Annotated in this window: 18 protein-coding genes; 9 read left to right on the top strand and 9 right to left on the bottom strand. The window is 51.6% G+C overall.

The features are described from left to right. Nucleotides 1-17: 17 nt before the first annotated feature. Nucleotides 18-611 (bottom strand): peptidylprolyl isomerase, encoded by a 594-nt coding sequence (locus AWR27_RS17960; RefSeq protein WP_077132469.1) that lies wholly within the window; start codon nt 609-611, stop codon nt 18-20. A 240-nt stretch (nt 612-851) separates the two neighbouring features. On the opposite strand from AWR27_RS17960, the gene AWR27_RS17955 reads away from it, so the two are divergent. From AWR27_RS17955 to AWR27_RS17930, 5 genes are all read left to right on the top strand, one after another. Beyond that, nucleotides 852-1364 carry a DUF6265 family protein gene (locus AWR27_RS17955; protein WP_083732900.1) on the top strand — a complete coding sequence of 171 codons (513 nt, stop codon included), beginning with the start codon at nt 852-854 and terminating at the stop codon, nt 1362-1364. A 177-nt stretch (nt 1365-1541) separates the two neighbouring features. Further along, nucleotides 1542-2795 carry a DNA-methyltransferase gene (locus AWR27_RS17950; RefSeq protein WP_083732899.1) on the top strand — a complete coding sequence of 418 codons (1254 nt, stop codon included), beginning with the start codon at nt 1542-1544 and terminating at the stop codon, nt 2793-2795. Nucleotides 2796-2797: 2 nt separating this feature from the next. Further along, nucleotides 2798-4540 carry a DGQHR domain-containing protein gene (locus tag AWR27_RS17945; protein ID WP_077132466.1) on the top strand — a complete coding sequence of 581 codons (1743 nt, stop codon included), beginning with the start codon at nt 2798-2800 and terminating at the stop codon, nt 4538-4540. Nucleotides 4541-5017: 477 nt separating this feature from the next. Next, nucleotides 5018-5830 (top strand): hypothetical protein, encoded by an 813-nt coding sequence (locus AWR27_RS17935; protein ID WP_077132465.1) that lies wholly within the window; start codon nt 5018-5020, stop codon nt 5828-5830. Beyond that, nucleotides 5823-6305 (top strand): hypothetical protein, encoded by a 483-nt coding sequence (locus AWR27_RS17930; protein WP_077132464.1) that lies wholly within the window; start codon nt 5823-5825, stop codon nt 6303-6305. Before AWR27_RS17935 ends, AWR27_RS17930 begins: the two co-directional genes overlap by 8 nt. Before the next feature lie 7 nt (nt 6306-6312). Here AWR27_RS17930 and AWR27_RS17925 read toward each other — a convergent pair whose 3' ends face one another. Then, complete coding sequence (locus AWR27_RS17925; protein ID WP_077132463.1) at nt 6313-7434, bottom strand: DmpA family aminopeptidase; 1122 nt, start codon at nt 7432-7434, stop codon at nt 6313-6315. A 24-nt stretch (nt 7435-7458) separates the two neighbouring features. Between AWR27_RS17925 and AWR27_RS17920 the strand changes: the two genes are divergently transcribed. Continuing rightward, nucleotides 7459-7947, top strand: a complete 489-nt coding sequence (locus AWR27_RS17920) for a VOC family protein (protein ID WP_077132462.1) — start codon at nt 7459-7461, stop codon at nt 7945-7947. A gap of 63 nt (nt 7948-8010) precedes the next feature. On the opposite strand, the gene AWR27_RS17915 is transcribed toward AWR27_RS17920, so the two are convergent. From AWR27_RS17915 to AWR27_RS17905, 3 genes are all read right to left on the bottom strand, one after another. Beyond that, complete coding sequence (locus AWR27_RS17915) at nt 8011-9354, bottom strand: MptA/MptB family glycosyltransferase (RefSeq protein ID WP_077132461.1); 1344 nt, start codon at nt 9352-9354, stop codon at nt 8011-8013. Next, nucleotides 9351-10046 (bottom strand): glycosyltransferase family 2 protein, encoded by a 696-nt coding sequence (locus AWR27_RS17910; RefSeq protein WP_077132460.1) that lies wholly within the window; start codon nt 10044-10046, stop codon nt 9351-9353. Before AWR27_RS17910 ends, AWR27_RS17915 begins: the two co-directional genes overlap by 4 nt. 92 nt (nt 10047-10138) lie before the next feature. Next, the gene (locus AWR27_RS17905) at nt 10139-10774 is read right to left on the bottom strand and encodes a TIGR04282 family arsenosugar biosynthesis glycosyltransferase (protein ID WP_232325866.1); all 636 of its coding nucleotides are present in this window, start codon (nt 10772-10774) and stop codon (nt 10139-10141) included. A gap of 104 nt (nt 10775-10878) precedes the next feature. Between AWR27_RS17905 and AWR27_RS17900 the strand changes: the two genes are divergently transcribed. The 3 genes from AWR27_RS17900 (at nt 10879) to AWR27_RS17890 (ending at nt 14641) form a co-directional block, all read left to right on the top strand. Further along, on the top strand, nt 10879-13947 hold the full coding sequence (locus AWR27_RS17900) for a TonB-dependent receptor (protein ID WP_077132459.1): 3069 nt from the start codon (nt 10879-10881) through the stop codon (nt 13945-13947). Nucleotides 13948-14033: 86 nt separating this feature from the next. Further along, nucleotides 14034-14270, top strand: coding sequence for a hypothetical protein (locus AWR27_RS17895; RefSeq protein ID WP_077132458.1), 237 nt, complete (start codon nt 14034-14036; stop codon nt 14268-14270). Beyond that, nucleotides 14267-14641: a type II toxin-antitoxin system VapC family toxin gene (locus tag AWR27_RS17890; RefSeq protein ID WP_083732898.1), complete on the top strand. Its 375-nt coding sequence runs from the start codon at nt 14267-14269 to the stop codon at nt 14639-14641. The genes AWR27_RS17895 and AWR27_RS17890 overlap by 4 nt, the downstream gene beginning before the upstream one ends. Nucleotides 14642-14653: 12 nt before the next feature. Here the strand turns inward: AWR27_RS17890 and AWR27_RS17885 are convergent, their stop codons facing one another. The 4 genes from AWR27_RS17885 to AWR27_RS17870 are packed head-to-tail and all read right to left on the bottom strand — an operon-like array spanning nt 14654 to nt 18289. After that, nucleotides 14654-15523 carry an SDR family oxidoreductase gene (locus tag AWR27_RS17885; RefSeq protein WP_083732897.1) on the bottom strand — a complete coding sequence of 290 codons (870 nt, stop codon included), beginning with the start codon at nt 15521-15523 and terminating at the stop codon, nt 14654-14656. Next, a complete protein-coding gene (locus AWR27_RS17880; protein WP_077132457.1) occupies nt 15504-16499 on the bottom strand; it encodes an NAD-dependent epimerase/dehydratase family protein in 996 nt (331 codons plus the stop codon). Before AWR27_RS17880 ends, AWR27_RS17885 begins: the two co-directional genes overlap by 20 nt. Further along, complete coding sequence (locus AWR27_RS17875; RefSeq protein WP_077132456.1) at nt 16499-17191, bottom strand: TIGR04283 family arsenosugar biosynthesis glycosyltransferase; 693 nt, start codon at nt 17189-17191, stop codon at nt 16499-16501. The genes AWR27_RS17880 and AWR27_RS17875 overlap by 1 nt, the downstream gene beginning before the upstream one ends. Before the next feature lie 3 nt (nt 17192-17194). Then, nucleotides 17195-18289, bottom strand: coding sequence for a BamA/TamA family outer membrane protein (locus tag AWR27_RS17870; RefSeq protein WP_077132455.1), 1095 nt, complete (start codon nt 18287-18289; stop codon nt 17195-17197). Between the last annotated feature and the right edge of the window lie 13 nt (nt 18290-18302).

The raw sequence follows: 18302 nt of genomic DNA, 5'->3' as shown, positions 1-18302 counted from the left end.
TGAGTTGGTAGTAAAAATTACATGCGCCGGACGCTGCGTATCACAACCGGCTTTTTGAGTAATTGCATGGGATTTGAATAGGCATTGGTGGGACCGTCCTGACCAGTTTCGCCCTGCTGAATCCGGCGCACCACGTCCATACCTTCGATGACCTGACCGAAGGCGGCAAATCCCTGTCCGTCGGGGTTGCGTTTGCCGCCGAAGTCGAGTTCGGGCTGGGCGTTGATGCAGATAAAAAATTCGGACGCACCACTGTCGGGTTTGCCCCGCGCCATCGAGAGCGTACCATCGAGGTGTTTCAGGCCGGTTTTCTGCGTAGTTTCCTGCGCGATGGGCGGAAACATGCGCGTTGAATCGGCGCGTAAACCGCCCTGAATCACTTCGATTTTTACCGGGCTGGTGGCCTGATTGTCCATCCGCACGACCCGGTAGAAGGTGGCTCCGTCGTAACGTTTATCATCTACGTAGCGCAGAAAATTAGCAACTGTGCCGGGGGCTTTGGCGGGGTAAAGTTCCAGTACAATCGGCCCGGCTTCGGTATCGATCCGAATTCGTTGTGCGTATCCGGCAACGCAGATAAACAGGAAAAGAGCAAGTAAGGCTTGTTTCATAGGCGAGAGGGGCATGAATTGAGTTTATTGACTATATAATTGTACTTATTGAAACACGGTGCTTAAGTAATATTAGGCAATGCCTATGTTGAGCAATATAAAGTATAAATACTTAGATTTCAAACGTATTGTTTGTTTTGTAAGTATTACTATCAAATTTTCGTAAGCTGGCCGACGAAACGAGTACGATCAGCGCAGTTGTGCGTTTATAGGGTAATACAGATTTAACCCTCTTCGTGTATGCGTCTACGTTCCTTACTCTTTCTTAATACCGCTCTATCCGTTCTGGCAGTGCTGACTATGGAAGTTGCCTTTGCCCAGACTGCACCCGCCCGCTCCGGCTCCCTCGCCGATGTAGCGATGCTCGAAGGTCATTGGCTCGGTGCCTTTAACGGCGGCCCCATCGAAGCGTCGTGGACGGCCCCGGCAGGTGACAACATCATAGGCTACATCCGCATGATGAAAGACAACAAAGCCACGCTCTACGAGCTGTTTGTTTTCGAGCAGACCGATACCGGCCCCGTGGCGATGGTGAAGCACTTCAAACCCGGCCTGATTGGAGTAGAAGAAAAAGACAAAGCCGACCGCTACCGCTTTATCAGTGCGGGACAAGACCGCGCCCTGTTCGAGCGAGAAGACGGCAACATCCGCATCATCTACGAACGGCGCAAACCCAACCAACTCGTCATTCAACGTGGAGAGTTGAAAAACGGGCAGTGGGCGTTTAATGATTTGTTTGTGTTTGAGAAGTAGTAATGAGTATTGATGGAGGTAATACTTTTGTGTCAATACCTATCCAAGATATGGATGAATACTTTCTTAGACTGCTGATATGTAGGCTTAAAATTAATGTTTTAGGTTATTTTAGGCTATATTTGTGTTTGGATAAGTTAGTGAAGAGTTTTTATCTGTTAATTGCTGATAATCAAAATGTTGACTCCGCAGTATATTGTTGATGATTCAAGAAGACTACAAGAAATTTTCATCGAAAACCAACTTAAGCGACCCGATCTGATTATTACTTCACCGCCTTATTTTGACGTTTTGAACTATGATAATCACTATTCTCAAATAGGCTTCAAGCAAAAATACAACGATTATATAAGTGATGTGGTCGGAGTTCTACAAAGTTGTTACGACTTAGCTAATGAGAATGCGACTTTGTGGCTTGTGGTTGATACATTTAGAAGGAATGGCGAACTCAAGCTCTTACCTTTTGATTTAATTAACGAAATCAAAGAAAATACTGATCACAGCTGGAAGTTGAAAGAGATAGTTATATGGGATAAAGAAAAGAGCATGCCTTGGAATGGCAAAGGGTCTTTCAAAAATGAGTTTGAGTATATTATTTTCTTCGCGAAGGGAGAAAATTTTACTTTCAATTTTGACGAAGTACGTGAAATAAATGATCTAAAAAAATGGTGGAAAACATATCCAGAACGTTACAACCCCAATGGCAAAGCTCCCTCTAATATATGGTCATTTATTACACCAATGAGGGGGTGGGGGAACAACGTACAAAAGCATCTATGTCCTTTTCCGTTTCCACTGGTTGAAAAAATAATTTCTATTGCTAGCAATGAAGGTGATGTGGTTTTTGACCCGTTTGCTGGTTCAGGGACAGTTTTAGCTATTGCCAGTGTGATGAGCCGTTTCTCTTTCGGAATAGATATTAACGCTCAATACAAAAAGACATTTGAGGAACAAGTTTTGTTAGGAGCTAAAAAACACTGGACCGATCGTCAAAAGGTTAAAGAAAAGCATTCTGTTGGTTTAGAAAATTATGCAATTCTTAATAACAAGCTACGTAAAATGAAAGTGGCCTCTGCTGTGTGTCAACATGTCAATAAAAGTAACAATCATCAATTTTTATATGTAACAAAAGACAATTTAACAGAAAATAATATTGTGGAAATCTACGTCATGGAGAATGGTGTGACTCCAAAAATCGATCTTGAAGATAAAGCATTAAAGTTTCTGATTCAACAAGCGAAAGTGAAACCTATATTACACATAGAAAAGGAAATTCCTTTTTATGAGAAATTCATGGATATCAGACTTTATAAGTATCGATATAATCGATTTTATGCATATACTTCGCCATGTAAATTTCCTAACATAGGCAAAAGGGAGGAAATGTACAATTTTATTTACTCTGATATTGAGCTAAAAGTTCTGGAGTAGTCATGTTAAATAAAGCCAAAAAAATCAAGAAGAAGTCTGCAAAGTTATCAACAGATGAGCGTTTGAAGAAAAGCAAGCGGAAACTTTTGCATAAATCAATCATGAACATATTCAAATCTATGGGATTTGAATATGTCAGAACTGATGGCAAGCATAAAGTTTTTGGTGGACAAAAAGGAGAGTTTGATAGCGTTTTTTTATTTGAAAATATTTTATTGTTTGTCGAAGAAACCATCACAACGAATGATAGTAATCATTTGAAAACTAAATACTTTTTTTACGAAAAAGTTACTGAACATTTTGCTGAAGCAGTCGCATGGCTCAAAAGCGAAGGTCCAGATAAATTTGATAAATTTTACGATTACAAACCATATCAGTATAAACACTTTTATATATATATATCAGCAGGAAACGTAGACTCAACTCTTAGACAGACTTTTGCAAAATTCAAATTTATAGATAGTAGAAATTTGAAGTATTTTTCTAGAATTAGTTCCATTATTAAACGTACAGCTAAATATGAACTATATAAGTTTTTAGGTATTGATTTAACGGATATTGGTGGTGAAAGTGGAAGTACAAGCTTTAATGCTAATATTGAAACTGCGATTATTTTGCCAGAGTACAGTTCAGGCTTTCCAGATGGTATGCAGGTTGTAACTTTTGCTATGAAAGCAGAGGAATTAATGAGGTGTGCATATGTATTCAGAAAAGAAAGCTGGGAAGGACAAAGTGGCTTTTATCAACGCTTGTTAGAAAAATCTAAGGTTGATAAGATTCGCGAGTTTCTTGCTACTAACCAACAAACGTTCGTTAATAATATAATAGTTAGTTTGCCAGACGAAGTTACGTTTAGTCAGAAAACCGCGGATTCGCAGAAGAAGTTGATGGATGTATTCACAGCCACTAAGATAGAAAATGCGGTTATAAATATCCCTTATAAAATAAATTCAATAGGTATAATTGATGGACAGCATAGAGTATATAGTCACTATGACGGAGGAGATAATGATCCTTTAGAATTAACTATCAGTAAGTTAAGGGCTAAACGTCACTTATTAATTACAGGTGTATGCTTCAAGAAAGGTGAGTTTAGTGAAATTGAAAAAAGGAAGTTTGAGAGTCAAATATTTTTGCAAATCAACAGTGAACAGAAAAAAGTGAAATCTTCTTTAATTCAACACCTAAAATCATTGGCCGATCCGTATTCTCCTACTGGAATAGCTAATAATGTACTTAATGGATTAAATTTTAGACAGCCATTCTTAGGTTTATTTTTACTGTCTGATTTTGATAATATAGGAATCAAAACTTCATCAATTATAAAATATGGCATTCAGGACTTGGTTGAGTTGGATCCGGCAAAATACAATCTGTATAGATACTGGATAAAGGACAACGAAGGTAGCAATGTTTTCAAAGAGAATAATGCATATGAATGCTACATAAATTACTGTCTATCCAATATTTGTTTGTATTTTGGGGTAATTAAAGATCTGTTTAAGTCTGACTGGGATATAAACAATAAAACCAGTAGATTATTATCAGTTACACCGATTATTGCCTTTCTATTAGCTTACAAAGAAGCTTTAGAACTTTTTGATGGCCCTAAAGAATTTGAATTTTACAAAGAGCGTCTAAAAAAACTTGAAGTCGATTTTAACCAAAAACCATTCCCCTACACATCAAGCCAATGGTCCCAGTTGGTTGCTAAAATCAGAGTAGAATGTTGGGATCAGAATTAATCGCGTGAACTCGGTCTATCACTTTAGCCTCTTCCAAAATCGGTACTCCCAAGTACTGGGCGAGTAAGGTAGCTTTTCGAATTTACTGCCAACGATGTCCACGGCCTTGGGTGATTTTCAACCTGGAGCAAAATTAAACTGCTCAAAGCGTATACTCCTACTAAAATATGGAACTTACCGAAAAGGCCGTTGCTTACTTGGAGCAACACATTCCTGAACTGGCTGAAATAGCCTACCCGACTGGCGTATTGGCAAACGCTGGCATCAGGCAATAGCGTTTTAGTAGCCGATAATGGGCAGATTATGGAAGTCAAGCCCGATGGTACGCGTACATTCGTGAAAGCTGTTGAAAAGCCCCAAGTCATAAAGCGAAGATACTTTCATATTCAGAAAGCATAACTAAACGGATAAAGAGGTTTGCTGCTTTTCTTTCATTTTAAGCAGTTCACGGACTACTCTTTTTCCTAATTTTGCCCCGTGGAAAAAACCGGTCAGATAGAAATTCGGATTACTGGCACCAAGGGGAGTCAGCCGCTCAAACCCGATAACTTCGATATTCGGGAGGTGATGGCTGTGCTCGAACAGGTAGAAGGATTGCTATTTCCCGCCGATAAGCGCGACCGGCCTACCATCAGCTATCGTATAGAAGAAGGCTCTGTTCGGCATTTGTTCCGCACGTCGCTGCAATACGTAATTGGTTTTGGTGCCGTGATCGGGCAGGTGGCGCAGCGGCAGGATATTAACTTTCTGGAACTGAATACGGCGAGGGCGTTGGAAGCGTTCCAGACGATGGCCGTGCAGCGCGGATACACGTTCAGTATCCGTACCTCAGAGACCGACACCCATGAGTTACGCATCGACCCAGACACCAAATTTTACCGTACCGAGTCGGTTTGGGCCGAAGCCGAATTTTATTTCTACGGAAAAGTGACAAATGCAGGCGGTAAAGACCGGGCTAATATTCACGTATCGACCGACGATTACGGCTTAGTCATTATAAAAACGCCCATTTCAGTGCTGGAACAGTTACCAGACAATATTCTGTATAGGTCGTTCGGCGTCCGGGTTGTGGGGAAGCAACACGTAGAATCCGGCGAGTTAGACCGCTCCGACCTGCGCTTTGTTGAATTGATTGATTACCACCCAACTTACGACGACTCGTATCTGTCGTCGCTACGGGAGCGGGCTAAAAAAAGTTGGTTGGGCCACGTTCGGTCGGGGGCGGGTGCTGAGCAGTCGGCAGACCCGGATGCCTGGCTTCGCGAGTTAAGAGGAAGCTACGATGCGTAACGCTGTACTGTTAGACACAAGTTTTTTTCTGCGTTTCCTGAATGAGCAAGACCCGTTGTTTGCTCATGCCGATGGCTATTTTCGGTATTTTATCCAGCAGGATATGCCCATGCTGATGTCCACTATTTCGGTGGCCGAGTACTGCGTCAAGGGCGAACTTCAGGATTTGCCACTGCGTAATCTGCAAATTCTACCGTTCAACGTAATGCACGCCCAGCGGTGTGGTGAGTTTGCCCGCGTCGTATTTAGTCATCGCAACCGACTCGACATCATCAGCCGGGCCATTATTCCCAATGACACCAAGCTTTTTGCACAGGCTGATGTAGAAACGTCGGTGCAGTACTATCTGTCGTCGGATGTAGAAAGCCAGAAAATATATGGGTTGCTGCGCACCCAGCAGGCTAATCCAAAATTTGAGTTTCTGAATCTGCGCGTACCACCCTCCGAAACCTTCGGTATTCTGGCCCTGCGCTGACAACTCTTTATTTCCTCCCCACCATCTCCACTACCTTTTGCACGGGCAGCGGCTTGACGCTGTGGCCTTCTGTACCCGAAAAGGTGTCGGCGGGGCTTTGTCCGGCGGCAAAGAGCGAGTTGATGATGGCTTCTTCGGTGGCTTCGATGGCGGCCATGAACAGGGGCGAGGTGTCGTCGTTGCGGAGGAGTTTCAGCGTATCGAACGGGCTGCTGCTCTGGTGCGGAATCTGGTAGGCGGTCGATACGGCAATCACGTAGTCGCCACTGCCGTTGGAGGCAATGCCGCCCGTGTGGCCCAGCCCCAGAAAGGCCCGCTTGGCTAATCGTTTGAGGTTGCGGGCGTCTACCGGCGCGTCGGTCAGCACCACCATCATGCACGAACCGTCGAGCTTTTCTTTGTAGCTGTACTGCCCTAACGCAACGCCCACCGGCACTCCGGCAATCTGCAACACCCCGCCGAAGTTGGTCTGCACCAGCACGCCCACCGTGTAGCCGCCCAGCGAGGCCGGTAGCCTGCGCGAGGCCGTGCCAATGCCGCCTTTGTAGCCAAAACAAACCGTGCCGGTGCCAGCCCCCACGCTGCCTTCTTCGACCGGGCCGGGTTTGGCGTTTCGGATGGCGTCGAGAACATGCTGCCGCGTGACGTGCCGCCCGCGAATATCGTTCAGAAAACCGTCGTTGGTTTCGCCGACGACCGGGTTCAGCGACCGCACCTGCTCGTTGCCGGGCTGGTTTAGCGTGTAATCGATAACGGCGTCGGCGGCTGTGGGTACACTGAGCGTGTTGGTCAAAACGATGGGCGTTTCGAGCGTGCCGAGTTCTTCGACCTGACTGTAGCCGGTCAGTTTGCCGAAGCCGTTGCCAATGTAGATAGCCGCCGGTAGTTTCTCTTGAAACAGATTTCCCCCATGCGGCACGATGGCCGTTACGCCCGTGCGGATGGTTGTACCCTGCCGCAGCGTGACCTGCCCGACCCGAACGCCCGGCACGTCGGTAATGGCGTTAAGCGGTCCGGTGGGTATTACCCCGAAGCGAATACCATAGTCGCGGGGGCGTTTGGCAGGTTGGGCGTGGGCGGTGCTGATGAGCAAGCCGAGGAGAACGTTTAGCCAGAAAATGCGTTTCATGCCTAAAGATAACCGCATTTTGTTATGACACCCTACACCATTCCGGCCCAGACCCGCATCGGTCACGTTCACCTCAAAGTGGCCGACCTTAACCGGGCATTATCTTTTTACCGTGATCTGCTGGGGTTCAGTGTAACAACGTTATACGGCGATCAGGCGGCTTTCATTTCGGCGGGTGGCTACCATCATCACATCGGTCTGAATACGTGGTACAGCAAAGACGGGCCACCGGCTCCGGTGCGGTCGGCGGGGTTGTTTCATACGGCCATTCTGTACCCAACACGCCGGGATTTGGCCGTAGCTGTCAAACGCCTGCTCGATGCCAATTACCCACTTACGGGCGCGTCGGATCATGGCGTTTCGGAAGCCATTTACCTCAACGACCCCGACCAGAACGGGGTAGAACTCTATTGGGACCGTCCGCAGGCGCAATGGCCGCAGAAGCCCGACGGTTCGCTGGACATGTACACCCGCCCGCTCGACGTACCGGGACTGTTGCAGGAACTGGTTTGACCAATGCGGTTCTGGTTGACTCCGTAACGCGGGTGGAAACCCGCGCTGCTGTATCAATAACCATCAAGAGCGGGCTTCCACCCGCGTTACGAAACGTTCGCGAAAGAACGCCAGCACCACCAGCCCATACGACAGGGCTGTGAGCCACAGATTTTCCTGGTACGGTACGGTTTGGTAGGTGGCATACGACAGCCAGACCGCGCCCGACCAGATGAGCGGATACCGGAACCGCGTAAACACCGCAGCGGCTACCAGCGAGGTGATGTACCACGGATGTACGGTGGTTGCCAGTGCGAAGTATAAGGTCAGTGTAAGTAGCACCCGGTTGCCCGACAATTGCTGAAACCGTCCGCTCGCCATGTACAGAATGCCGACTAAAGTCAGCAACGACAAGGCCAGGCCCGCTGTGCCAATGATGTTGTAGCCTTTTACCCAATAGCCAACTTCCCGAACGAGGTAATAGATACTGGCGTTGAACTCGAATTTCTGCACGTACAGATTCAGACTCGTACCGATGTTTCGGAACAAATCGATGCTGACAAACGGCAAAAACAGTCCAGTCGTAACCAATCCTACCAGGCAGCAATACAGCACGGCCCGTCGCGTAATCATGTAGCGCAGCAGCATCGGTAGCAGGATAAGTGGCAGAAGCTTCGTACTGACGGCCAACCCAAATGCTACCGCCGACCAGTTCAGCCGGACTGTTACGAATAGCCACGCGGCCAGCAGCACAAAGAAAATAACAACACCTTCAAAATGTAAATTACCCGTCAGTTCCAGAATCACCAGCGGGTTCAGGGCGTATAACAACGCCAGATTCGGGTTGCGGCCTGATTGGCGCAATAGCTTCATCATCAGCCAGATGCTGCCTATGTCGGCCAGCAGAATCGGTACGCGAAGACCTATCACGCTTCCCTGAATGCTGACCGGCGACAACCAGGCCGCAATGGCAAAGAAGAACTGATTCAGGGGCGGATAAACCGTGTAATAATCGGGTGAGTTGAGTTGGTAAAATAACTCGTCGGTAAGGCCCGCCGAAGCAGCGATAGGCGTTTGCAGCAGTTGACGGGGCAGATACAGATACGGATTGAAGCCATTTGCCAGCAACCGACCGTCCCAGATGAACCGCACAAAATCGTCGGAAAAGTGCGGCATAGCAGGCAGCAGCAGCAGCCGAAACGCGATAGCCGCGCCAAACAGCAGACGGTCGGATAGTTGCGATTCGGCATCAGTCGAAGGCAACGAGAGCGGACGAACGCGCAGCAAATAACCCCAGAACAGCAGCGCGTAGAGCGTGATAAGCAGCGGAAACTGTTCGCGCTGTACGCCATAACCCAGCAGGCCATACAAACCCGCCGACAGGCCGAGCCACCCTAACCGAAATGGCAATTGCGGGGGTTGGTTCATTGCCAGTACTTGAAAATAGTAGTAATAATTTTGTAGCCCGCCAGCACCGTGCCTTTCACCGTTCCCGAAATTTTGGAATGCCCGATGCGCGGTCGGTAACTAACGGGTACTTCAACGCTCCGAAAACCGAGTTTGGCGGCTTTTACTTGCATCTCCACCGTCCAGCCGTAGGTTTGGTCGCGCATGTCGAGGGCGAGCAATGTGCTGTAGCGCACGGCCCGAAACGGCCCCAAATCCGTGAATGTCGCGCCATAGAGCCAGCGCAACAGCGTTGTTGCCAGCCAGTTGCCAACTACTTGCTGCGGTGTCATAGACCCCCGTTGCCGGTTGCCCAACGCCCGCGAGCCAATCACGAGATCGGCCCGGTTGTCCAGAATCGGTTTGACAAGTGCGGGCATTTCGGCGGGGTAATCAGAGTAGTCAGCGTCGATGAACACAATAATGTCGGGGGCGGGTTGGCGGGTTTGGGCGTAGGCAATACCGCGCAAACAGGCGCGTCCGTAGCCCTGTATGGGTTCGTGCAGCACGGTGGCCCCGGCGCGGGCGGCTTCAACAGCGGTTTGGTCGTTCGAGTTGTTGTTTACGACCACAACTTCGGCTGCCAGCCCCGCCGGAATCTCGCGCACGACTTTCCCGACCGAGTTTTCCTCGTTAAACGCCGGTATTATGACAAGGATATTGGGATGGAACACGGATTATACGGATGGGGATGAGATGGAACACGGATGAAACGGATTTTCACAGATTCAAAGCTTTAGTTAACTCAAAAATCCGTGGTGATCTGTTAAATCCGTTTAATCCGTGTTCCATCCCCGCTCAAATATCGTTGATAATCGGTCCATTCGTCAATGTCGGACAATTCATCGAGCCGGGCCATGCGCAGACCGTGTTGGGCAACGACCTGCTCGGTTCGCTGGCGCAGGTCGGGTTGGCTCCAGGGCATATCGGTAAACAGAAACGGATGCAACTGCTTCATTCCCAATAGGTAATAGCCGCCATCTGTAGCCGGGCCAATCACGATGTCGGCAAGGTCAAGAGCCGCAAACCCCTGTTCGATGTGCTGTGGCGTAATCTCAAAACAATCGCTGCCGATGATAATTAGTTTGTCGGTTTCTTCGGCAAACTGTTCTGAAAAGGCGTTTTGCATTCGTTCGCCGAGGTCAGTGCCGGTTTGGAGATGTTTCGCGTAGGCGTTCCAGCCGTCGTCGGGGTTAATGAAATCGCCGTAATAAACAACCCGGCGGCAATCTACGCTTGCAACAAGCTGCCGCGTGTAGTCTACCAGGTGTTCATAGACCCGAACGGCGGCTTCATCGCCAGCAGTGCGGGCAATGCGCGTTTTTACGGTGCCTGGAACGGGGTTTTTGACAAAAATAATCAGCGTATGATTGAGCATTGAGTGCAGTTTGGTCAGCAACATGACAGTTTGTAGTAGAATCCGATACGTAATTGCCGCCAAATCGGTTTCGGACAATCTAAAAAACCGTCTGGCACGTAAATTTCGGCAAGTACCTATTAGTCTCTATGAAACGTTTTTTTTACATCAACACAATCCTCCTCATCTGCGGAGTCACTACGGCTCTGGCCCAGAACAGCGTCAACGTTACGGTACTGCAACTGACGCGCCAAACCCCGGTATCGGGCGTGACCGTTTATCTCGAAAACCCGGCTATCGGTCTGTCTACGTCGGCCCGCACCAACGCGCAGGGGCAGTTGCAGTTTACGGCCCTGCCCCTCAACGGAACCTACCGCATCTTCACCCGCGAAGAAGGCGATTACCTCGAAGCCACGTCCGACAATATCGAGCTACGCACCAACGCCAGCCGCTCGGTTACGCTGTTGCTGCCTACCAAAACCGAACGAACGCTTAGCGAGGTGAACGTGCGCGGCACCAGCACGTCGCGCATCAACACCATCAACGCCGAAGTATCGTCGGAGATTAGTGCGCGGCAGGTGCAGGAGTTGCCTGTAGAAGGTCGCGACATTACGCGGGTACTGTTCCGCTTGCCCAACGTGAGCCAGGCTACGGGCTTTTTCCCCGAAGCTCCCAACGTCAGCATCAACGGAGCCAACGGCCTGTTTAACAATTACTTGATTGACGGGCAAGACAATAACGAGCGGTTTCTGGGCGGACAGCGGTTTGCCATGCCCATTGGGTTTGTACGGAACATCTCGGTGCTGACCAACAACTACACCGTCGAGTTTGGCAATACGGGCAACGGCATCATCAACCTCACGTCGCGGTCGGGCAGTAACCAAACCACGGGCGAAGCGTTTTTTCTGACGCGACCCGGCCCCGGCATCGACGGAACAACGCCTTATCCGCAACGCGATTTGTCGGGCAATCAGGTGCAGAACGGCTTTCAGCGGTATCAGGGCGGCTTCGCCATCGGTGGCGCATTAGTACAAAACAAAACGTTTTACTACGTCAACTACGAACACACGACCGACCTGAAAGACAATGCCTTAACGGCTCCGGCGTTGGGTGTAAATGAAATCGTTCGGGGCAACAACAGCTTTAACTATTTCTCGGCCAAGCTCGATCAGTTCTGGAGTACGCGCTTCCACTCGTCGCTGCGGGCCAACGTGGGTCTGATTGCCATTGGGCGGCAGGCGGGCGGGCTAACGGGCGGTATCGCGTTTCCATCGGCGGCCAACGCGCAGGACCGCAACTCGCTGACCATCGCGAACAAAAACATCTATTCGACCGACCGATTCACGTCGGAAACGAACCTGCAATACGCCCGCTTTCGCTGGAACTACGCCCGGCCTGTTGACCCCAACAGCCCGAACGTGACCGTACTCGATCAGCAGGGTGTAGCCATTGCCGCGCTCGGCCACCCCGGCTACGTGTTCGATCAGGTCGAAAATACGTTTCAACTACAGCAGAAACTGACGTTCTACCGGGGCAACCACACCATCCGGACCGGGGCCGAACTCATCAGCGGCAACCACCAACTGTCGGGTGGGGGCAACCCGAATGGCAGTTACACCGTGCAACTCACCGCCGAACAACTGAACGTGTTGCGCAGCCGAAATCTTGGCTCGTCGCTCAGTCCAACCGATATTCCTGCCGATGCGCGGGTGCTGGGCTACTCGGTCGAGCTGCGGCCCGCATCGTTCGGCAAAACGCAGAACATTGTCAGTGCTTATCTGGAAGATCAGTGGTCGGTGAACGACAAGCTGAACCTGACGCTCGGCCTGCGCTACGACTACGACAATCTCTCGAAAGGCGGGGCCGCATCGGGCGATTTCAACAACATTGCGCCCCGCTTCAGTGCCAATTACAAATTAGGCGGACGCAGCACCCTGCGGGGCGGCATTGGCCTGTTCTACGACAAAATTCTGTACGCCATCTACAGCGATGCACTCCAGCAAAACAACAGCTCGCCCGACTTTCGGCGTGAACTGCACTATTTTGTCAATCAGGGGATTTTGCCCGCATCGACCGACCTGGACCGGGTCACGTTCGATGGGAATCTGTCGGTAGGCGGCAGCAGCAACGCGGGCGTGCCGATTCGGTATTTGCAGGGGCCACCCGCCAGCAGCTTTGCCGGGCAGCGCAACCTGTTTAGTGGTGAACGCCGGATTCTGAACCCCAACGGCTATCAGAACCCATACACTGTGCAGGCGTCGGTGGGCTATCAGTACCAGATTAATACGAATACGCTGTTTTATGTCGATGCCGTGTACAATCACTCGCGCAACCTGTTTCGCACCCGCAACCTGAACGCGCCAGTGGCCTGGAATTACGACCTGAGCGGACAGAACGGCGTAGCCCGGTCGTCGGCCTGGGCCGATTCGACGCGCCCCTTGCCCATTTATCCCGGCGGCTTTGCCCTCATCGATGGGCAGCGCGTAACGGGCGTGGCACAGAGCGTGGTGATGACCGAAACGGCGGGCGAGTCGAAATACTACGCGCTGAGTTTCAACCTGCAACGCGACCGGGTCGGCAACAGCCCGTTTGCCTACCGGCTGATTTACACGCTCTCGTCGCTCAAAAACAATACCGAAGACATCAACTTCCGGGCAATGGACGCCAACAATTTTGCTGCCGAGTGGGGACCGAGCATCAACGACCGCCGACACATTATCAATGGTATTTTCAACTATTACCCGGTCAAAAACCTGACGGTTACGGTGGCGGCTCTGCTGCAAAGCGGACAGCCTATCAACCGCATTCCCGATGCGTCGCGGTATTTCATCGTGAACAGCAAAGGACAACCCATACTAACCCCAACCAACCAGCGTATTTTCACTAATGACCTCAACGGCGACGGCAGCGCGTTTGGCGACGCTTACGTGGGCAATTCCGACCGCCACCCCGGCCAATCGCGCAACAGCGACCGGCTACCGTGGTCAAAAACGGTTGATCTGAGCGCGCAGTACCAGTTCCGGGTGTACGGCGAAAAAGGCCGGATTGAAGTTCGTGCCGATGTCTTCAACGTGCTGAACACGGTGAATCTGAGCGGCTACTCGAACAATGCCACGCAGAGCAATCAGATTCAGGTTGGCCCGCCCGAAGCCGGTATCGTTCGCAGGAATGCGGCCCCGCCCCGCCAGTTTCAGTTTGGTGTCCGGTACTTGTTTTGAGGGTGGCGTACAGATTGCTTTTCTGAACATAAATCACCAATTTGCGTGGAAAAACAACAAACAAACGATTTAAAATCGCATTGTTTATGGAGACGTATTCTGTGGAGATATTAAATCCAAAAGCTATCCGCCTTCTGGAAGACTTAGCTGACCTCCAGTTGATCGCTATTGAGCTGCGAACGGTAAATAACCTGACGGATGAGGATGCAGTACAAGCGCGGAATGCTGTTCTCCGTGGAAGCCCAAACATGGATTTGGATGCTATGCTGGAACATCTTCAAGAGTCGCGCCAGGATCGTAAGTTGCCATTTCGGGATGAATGATGAAAATACTGGATTCTAATTTGGTCATTTATGCAGCTAAAGTAGACTATGCTTATCTACGACCACTCATTTTAGAGATCGACTCCTGCGTTTCAATCATAACAAAGTTGGAAACACTGGGCTACCAACGTCTGACAGCCGATGACAAGGTGTATCTGGAAGGCGTATTCCGCGTGGCGAAAATAATTCCAATCACCCGCCTTGTTATCGATCAGGCCATTGCGCTACGCCAGACCAAAAAGATGTCTACTGGTGATTCAATCATTGCGGCAACGGCTTTGTTGAATGGTTTCGCCCTGTACACGAATAACGTTGGGGATTTCACGCATATCACTGGTCTCAAGGTCGTCAATCCACTAACTGCGCTGTAAAACGTTAGCCGCTTACTCGTAGAGGTTCCGCCAGCGTCGGAGGGTGGTCAGCACAATCCAGTCGGCCAGCCGGGGGGCAATGGTGTTCAGGAAGGCGTTCAGTTTGCCTAAGCCCGAAACAATGGTACGTCTGCGTCGTTGGCGAACGTGTTTGAGAATAATATCGGCCACCTGCGCCTGCGTTTTTTGGAGCCGGGGTGGCCGATGCGCTATCGGCACGGGCCGACCGTCGGCGTCGAGTACGCGCTTATCGGGGTCGTTTTGTGTGAAGCCAATATGCACCACGCCGATGTGCAGCCCGGTGTCGGCCAGTTCGAGCCGGAGCGTGTGGGCGAGGTTTGCTACGGCGGCTTTCCCGGCGCAGTAAGCCGACCCGCTTGGCATTCCGTTCAGGGCCGAAATCGAGGAGATAAACGTAACGCTGCCCGCCGTATCAATCAGGTGTGGCAGAGCGGCTTTGAGCGGATAGACCGTGCCATACACGTTGCTGTCGAGTACGCGCTGAAACACGTCGGGCTGCATGTCGGCGAAGTACGCCCGCATCGAAATACTGGCGTTGGTAATCAGGATGTCGATGCGCCCGAAGGTGTTGAGCGCGGTTTGCACGAGTCGTTCGCAGTCGGCAAAAACGGTCACGTCGGCTACGCACCCGGCCACGCTGTAGCCCTCGCGGGTCAGGTCGGCCACGGTTTGGGCCAGCCGCTCTTTCGACCGGCCATTTAGCACGACCGATGCCCCGGCCCGGCACAACGCCCGCGCCGTTTCCCGGCCAATGCCCGATTCAGAACCGGTTACGATGGCGATCTTTCCCGCAAACGGGCCATTAGAAAGAGTTTTTTGGCGCGTCGGTTGCGTCCGGGTGTCAAGTTCGTTTGTCAACATAACCGTTCTGTTTAAACCATTGATAAGCCTCGGCAACAGCCTGCTCAATGGGCGTTTGGGGCAAACCCAGTTCCCGAATCGCCTTTTGCGACGAAAAATAATGACCGTCGTTCGCCACAGCTACCATAGCCGCGTTTACCAGCGCGGGCCGACCGCTCAGACGTGTCCACGCGTCGCAACCGCGACCGTATAGCTGGGCCAGCACGGGCGGAATGGGCCAGCGCGGGGGCGGAACCTCCATGGTGCGGGCCATAAGCGCGAAGGCTTCCTGATAACTCAGGTTCTGATTGCCCAGAATATACGATTCGCCCATGCGCCCCTGCGTCAGCGCGTTGACGGTAGCTACGGCCACATCCTGCACGTGTACGTAATTTTTGCCACCTGCCGGATAGCCAATAACCCGACCCCGGTGGAGTTCGAGCAGCATCTGCCCCGACGTCGGCTTGCGGTCATGCGGGCCGAGCATAAAGGTTGGATGCACCAGCACGGCGGGCAGGTTCCAGTGGCGAACGGCCTGTTCAACGCGCTCCATGGCTGCCCGTTTGCTGTCCATGTAATCAGACCCGTAGCGGTGTCCCACGTAAGGGCGGGTTTCGTCGCCGGGTTGGTCGCGGGTACCGAAACCAAATGAATTGGCCGTGCCGACGTACACAAAGCGCGTGAGTGGAACGTGCCGGGCGGCTTCGAGCAGCGTTTCGGTGCCGGTGAGGTTTGCAGTCCAGAGGGCCGGGTTGCGGGCGGGGTTTGCCTGTGCCAGCGCAGCCGCGTGAATCACGGCGTCGCAGCCGTCCATTGCCTGCTTTACGGCTACAGGGTCGGTCATGTCGCCCGTGATGAGTGCTGTACGTGCATCGGCGGGCAGGTGCGTAGTCGCTGTTCGGACCAACGCCCGGACATGGTAATTGCGCCGACGCAGTTCGCCGAGGAGGTGGCTACCCAGAAAGCCAGTCGCGCCGGTAAGCAAAACGGTTGGCATCAGCGGTAGTTGAGCATAGCTTTGTAGGTGCGGGCGATACGCGTAGGAGCCACGCGCAGAAAAAACAGCAAAAAAGCCGTCAGATTGGCGAGTTGCACCCGTAGCCAACTGTTGGTTTCGTATTTCCGGGCCGACACGAGTACGTCTTTCGGGATAATGGCAAACCGCGTCACCTGTCGAATGCGCCGGATGATATCGAAGTCTTCCATAATGACGTAGTGTTCATCAAAGCCATTCAGCCGGTCGAACAGCGAGCGGGTGATAAACAGCGTTTGGTCGCCCCCCCGGCTCATCAGCCCCGAAAACCGGGTGCCGTAACTGTTGACCCGTAGCATTGGGTGCGCCGAATCGAACCGGAACCGGTAACAGCCTGCTTCATAACCGGCTTGTAGTGCCTGTTCGATGTCGGCTACAAAATCGGGGTTGATGCCCACGTCGGCATGAACAAAGTACAGCACGTTGCCAGTAGCGTGTTTGGCACCGAGGTTCATCTGAGCCGCCCGCCCGGTTTGGTTGGTTACGACTACGGTAGCTCCGGCGCAGCGGGCTTCGTCGGCGGTGTTGTCGGTGCTGTTGGCGTCAATGACCAGAATGTCGGTCAGCCGATTGCCGCCGTGCTGCCGTAAATCCCGAACGACCTGACCAATGTGGCCGCTTTCGTTCTGGGTAGGAATAATTATACTGAGTTTCATCCTTTAAAAAGCTTCGCCGATGGTCAAATACAGGCCGCTCGATTGATTGCCTAATCCGTAATCGAGCCGGATATTTACATGGTCGCGCCGGTTGATGGTGAACCGCAAGCCGGCTCCGTAGGCTCCTTTGGGATCGTTGGGCCGCAGCAACTGCCGACTATCGCCCAGAATGCCCACGGCACCAAACACCACCGCGCCGAAGCGTTTGTAGAGGTCGAACCGCACTTCGGTTTGCAGGAGGGCCGCGTTCTGATCGCGAAACCGACCTTCATAATACCCACGCAACCGACGACCGCTGCCCAGCAACGACATGGCGTTGAAAGGCGACGTGCCGCTGGTAAAACTTGCAAAGTAGTTGATGGCCAGCACCGCCCACCGCCCCAGCTCGTGATACGACGACACGTCGGCCACGTAGCGGTCGAATGCCAGCGGTTCGGCAGTGGCGTTGCGGCCTGTACCAACGGCGCGGTTGCGGTACAGAAACGTGAGGTCGGCAATCATGCCTTTGGTTGGGAAAAAGACCCGGTCGCGGCTATCGAAAAATAGGCCCAGCCCGCCCCCGCTCAGGCGACTGCCCAACCCGCCCGGCACGGTGCCGGTAGCCAGCAGCCCGTCGGGGTTAACATCGGTAACGTGATAATCTTCGTACTGATAGCGCAGCCCGGCGTAGAGTTTACCCTGCTTGAGCCGGGGCGCAACCCGCCGGAATGCATTGACCCGGATACGCGGAAAATTGACGCCGTACAGCTCTTCGGGTACTTCACGCTGACCGGCCCCGTAGAAAAAATAATTGTATCGGTAGTAGCCCGCTTCACCGTTGATGTAGTAGCGGTCGTGGTCGTAAAAAACCTGAAACGGCAGGTAAAACAGCAGTTGATTGTTCTGGGTGTGAGCAATGCCCAGCGTAACTTGCGACGGGCGGCTGTCGAGCGAATCGCGCCGACACCGGAAGGTAGCCGTAGCGGCAATGCCGTAGGCCAGCCGGGTTTCCGGCGTGTAGTAAATAAGCGGCAAAGGCAGCAAACTAAATCGCTTCGGTACGCTGTCGGGCATAGCAAGCAGGGATAATGAAACGAGCAGGTTAGCGGCTGTAAGCATAACTTTAGAAAGC

Origin of the sequence: Spirosoma montaniterrae (assembly GCF_001988955.1) — a bacterium.
Lineage (GTDB): Bacteria > Bacteroidota > Bacteroidia > Cytophagales > Spirosomataceae > Spirosoma > Spirosoma montaniterrae.
Note: the sequence above shows the minus strand (reverse complement) of the source record. Positions and strands in the feature narration are given on the sequence as shown.

Excerpts from the sequence above, each read along its gene's own strand:
- AWR27_RS17960 (WP_077132469.1), bottom strand. The coding sequence starts at position 611 with ATGAAACAAGCCTTACTTGCTCTTTTCCTGTTTATCTGCGTTGCCGGA.
- AWR27_RS17955 (WP_083732900.1), top strand. The coding sequence starts at position 852 with ATGCGTCTACGTTCCTTACTCTTTCTTAATACCGCTCTATCCGTTCTG.
- AWR27_RS17950 (WP_083732899.1), top strand. The coding sequence starts at position 1,542 with ATGTTGACTCCGCAGTATATTGTTGATGATTCAAGAAGACTACAAGAA.
- AWR27_RS17945 (WP_077132466.1), top strand. The coding sequence starts at position 2,798 with ATGTTAAATAAAGCCAAAAAAATCAAGAAGAAGTCTGCAAAGTTATCA.
- AWR27_RS17930 (WP_077132464.1), top strand. The coding sequence starts at position 5,823 with ATGCGTAACGCTGTACTGTTAGACACAAGTTTTTTTCTGCGTTTCCTG.
- AWR27_RS17925 (WP_077132463.1), bottom strand. The coding sequence starts at position 7,434 with ATGAAACGCATTTTCTGGCTAAACGTTCTCCTCGGCTTGCTCATCAGC.
- AWR27_RS17920 (WP_077132462.1), top strand. The coding sequence starts at position 7,459 with ATGACACCCTACACCATTCCGGCCCAGACCCGCATCGGTCACGTTCAC.
- AWR27_RS17915 (WP_077132461.1), bottom strand. The coding sequence starts at position 9,354 with ATGAACCAACCCCCGCAATTGCCATTTCGGTTAGGGTGGCTCGGCCTG.
- AWR27_RS17905 (WP_232325866.1), bottom strand. The coding sequence starts at position 10,774 with ATGTTGCTGACCAAACTGCACTCAATGCTCAATCATACGCTGATTATT.
- AWR27_RS17900 (WP_077132459.1), top strand. The coding sequence starts at position 10,879 with ATGAAACGTTTTTTTTACATCAACACAATCCTCCTCATCTGCGGAGTC.
- AWR27_RS17895 (WP_077132458.1), top strand. The coding sequence starts at position 14,034 with ATGGAGACGTATTCTGTGGAGATATTAAATCCAAAAGCTATCCGCCTT.
- AWR27_RS17890 (WP_083732898.1), top strand. The coding sequence starts at position 14,267 with ATGATGAAAATACTGGATTCTAATTTGGTCATTTATGCAGCTAAAGTA.
- AWR27_RS17885 (WP_083732897.1), bottom strand. The coding sequence starts at position 15,523 with ATGTTGACAAACGAACTTGACACCCGGACGCAACCGACGCGCCAAAAA.
- AWR27_RS17880 (WP_077132457.1), bottom strand. The coding sequence starts at position 16,499 with ATGCCAACCGTTTTGCTTACCGGCGCGACTGGCTTTCTGGGTAGCCAC.
- AWR27_RS17875 (WP_077132456.1), bottom strand. The coding sequence starts at position 17,191 with ATGAAACTCAGTATAATTATTCCTACCCAGAACGAAAGCGGCCACATT.
- AWR27_RS17870 (WP_077132455.1), bottom strand. The coding sequence starts at position 18,289 with ATGCTTACAGCCGCTAACCTGCTCGTTTCATTATCCCTGCTTGCTATG.